A 2,737-nucleotide genomic window follows, 5' to 3' on the forward strand; every position below is an offset into this window, starting at 1 on the left:
GCGCTGCGGCCGCTCGTCTCTTCGGGCGTCGCGGCGTGGGTGACCAGATACGCAGCATCCTCGACGAGGCGGACACGGGGCGGGGCGTCACCGTGCTGGTCGCGGGTCCGGCCGGAGTGGGGAAGTCGGCGGTCCTCGACCTGGCCGACGCGCTGGCTCGCCGAAAGGGCTGGAAGGTGGCGCGTGGAGCCGCCTCGTCGGTGGAGGGCCCGTGGCCCTACTCGCCGGTGCTCGAAGCGCTCAGCGCACTGTGCCGTCGCCACCCCGCGCTGCTGGACGGCCTGGGCGACAACTATCGAGCGGAGATCGAGCATGCCCTGACCGGACGGGAGCTCGGGTGGACGGGGGAGAACAGCCACCAGAAGCTGTTCGTCGCGGCCGCCGAGCTGCTGCGTGTCGCGGCCGCGGGGTCCGGGCTGGTCCTCATGGTGGACGACGTCCACGATGCCGACGAGGCGTCCCTGCGCCTCCTCCACTACCTCTCCCGCTTCGTGGTTGAGGAGAAGGTCGTCCTGGTGCTGGCCCACCGCGAACCCGCGCCCGCCCACCTCGAGGAGGTCACTGCGAGCATGGTGTCCCGCGGCGCCGGGCTGCTCGTCGAGCTGGACCCGTTGGACGCTGCGGCCTCGCAGCGCCTGCTCATCGACAGGTTCCCCGACCTGGATCCGGATGCGGCCGGGGAGATCGCGCAGACGGCCGGAGGGCTGCCGTTCCCCATGATCGAGATGGCGCGAGCCCGGGTGAGCGGCTCCGGCTCGGTGCCGGCCATGCTCCCGCCCGACGCGCTCCGGACCTTCCAGCGGGTCGCCCTGCTCGGTCAGGGGTTCAGCACCGACGAGCTCCTCGCCATCAGTGACGGCACGGAGGACGAGACCTACGACCAGCTGGAGCTGGCGTTGGCGGCCCTGGTGGTCGAACCCGGCGAAGCCGGCTTCCGCTTCCGGCATCCGCTCGTCCGCGAAGGGCTGGTGCGGGAGGTGCCGCCGCACGAGCGCTCCCGCGGCCACCAGCGCGTGGCCGAGGCGCTCGCGCGGCTCGACCGCCCTCCGAGCCAGGTCGCGCACCACTACCTCGCCGCGGGACTGGCCTCCCGGGCCGTTCCGTACGCCGTCCAGGCCGTGGAGATCGCCGGGGCGCTGGGCGCCTACCGCGACGCGCTGACCCTCGTCGACGGCGTACGCGAGCACGCCGGCCCCGATCACCTGCCAGGCCTCCTGGCGAGGCGTGGAGACCTGCTGATGTCCCTGGGCGAGCCGGGCGCCGTGGAGGCCTACACCGAGGCAGCGCGGATCACCACCGGCACTCGGCACCGGCTGGTCCGCGCCCGGCTGGCCCGGGCCGCCGCGGTGGGCGGTGACCTGGAGGTCGCGCGTTCGGCACTGGCGGGTCTGGACCTCGAGGGCGACGAGGCTGACGCGTCGCTGCTCCTCGGGCAGGGGATGCTGGCCTATTTCACCGGCGACATGGAGACCGCTCGGAGAGTGGCGGCCGAGGCCCGCGAACGGCTCCGCGGGATCAACGACCCGTGGCAGGTGGTCGACCTCGTAGGACTGCACGGCTTGCTGGCCCACCATCGCGGGGAGTGGTTCCCCAGCTTCCGCACCGAGCTGCGACGGACACACGGACAGGAGCGGCTGGCCGGCGCCCTGTTCGATGCGCACCTGTGCGTCGCGGAGAACCTGCTCTACGGCCGAGAGCCGTATCCCGAGATCATCGCCGAGGCAGAGCAGCTCCGACTGCGGGCCCGCATGGCTGGTGCGCTGCGGGGCGTGGCCTTCGCCTCCGCGCTGATCGGAGAGGCGGCCCTGATGATGGGCGACCTGACGCGCGCGGAATCGGAGCTCGAAGAGGCCATCACCCTCAACGCGGAACTCGATGCGCTCGGCGGCCAGGCACACGGCATGCAACGGCTCGCCGAGGTGCGACTTGCCCAGGGCCGCCCCGACGAGGCCAGGCAGCTGCTCGACGAGGCACTGCTGCTGGCGCGGTGGTCCCCGATGGGCATGCACGTCCTGCAACGCATCTTCGGGACCCTGATCGCCTCGGAGCCCGACCCGCAGGCGGCCCGGCTCATGGTCGACCGGGCGGAAGAGACCCTGGGGGAGCCGGACCGGTGCTGGTTCTGCACCGTGATGCTCGCCGTCCCTTCCGCGACCGCCTGCGCTCGCGTGGGAGACCTCGAGGACGCCCACCGCTTCCTCGCCTCGGCCTCGCGGTCGGTGGAGCTGTGGGGAGACACGTCATGGAAGGCCGCCGTCCTCGAGGCGCACGCCGAGGTCGCGCTCGCGGAGGGCGATGCGGAGCGCTGCCGCACGCTCAGCAGGGAGGCCGCCCAGGCCTACTCCGCCGTCGGTCACACCGGGGACGCCGCCCGGTGCCTAGCCGCCGCCTCATCCTGCTGACCAGCGCTCGAGGTTGACCGACCCGGACGCGATCACGGTCGGGCTCGGTCAGGGCGCGACACGTCTCGGGAAGGTGCGAGGAAGGCGCCCGCACCGGCTGCATCTGTGGCGGCAGCCAGAGGGCACGGCCGAGCACACCTGGGCCGAGGTGAGCGGTCAGTCGTGAGGTGCCGCCCACCCGCAGATACCACGACGGCCACTGTGACGAGTCGCGGCGATCTCCGGCAGTAGAGCCAGCGACGCCTCGCTCTCGTTCTGCCGGACCGGGCCGCAGCCCATTCCGGTACGCCCGCGGGAAGTCGCAGGGAAGGCCGGGGGAAGTTGCCGCTCCTAGC

General features: G+C 72.7%; 1 protein-coding gene. It reads left to right on the forward strand.

Annotated elements, in window-relative coordinates:
* Nucleotides 1–2,402, forward strand: a 2,402-nt coding sequence (locus VIW71_RS13550; RefSeq protein WP_331622416.1) for an ATP-binding protein, incomplete at its 5' end; no start/stop codon positions are given.
* Between the last annotated feature and the right edge of the window lie 335 nt (nt 2,403–2,737).

This window comes from Streptomyces sp. (assembly GCF_036524955.1).
GTDB lineage: Bacteria > Actinomycetota > Actinomycetes > Streptomycetales > Streptomycetaceae > Actinacidiphila.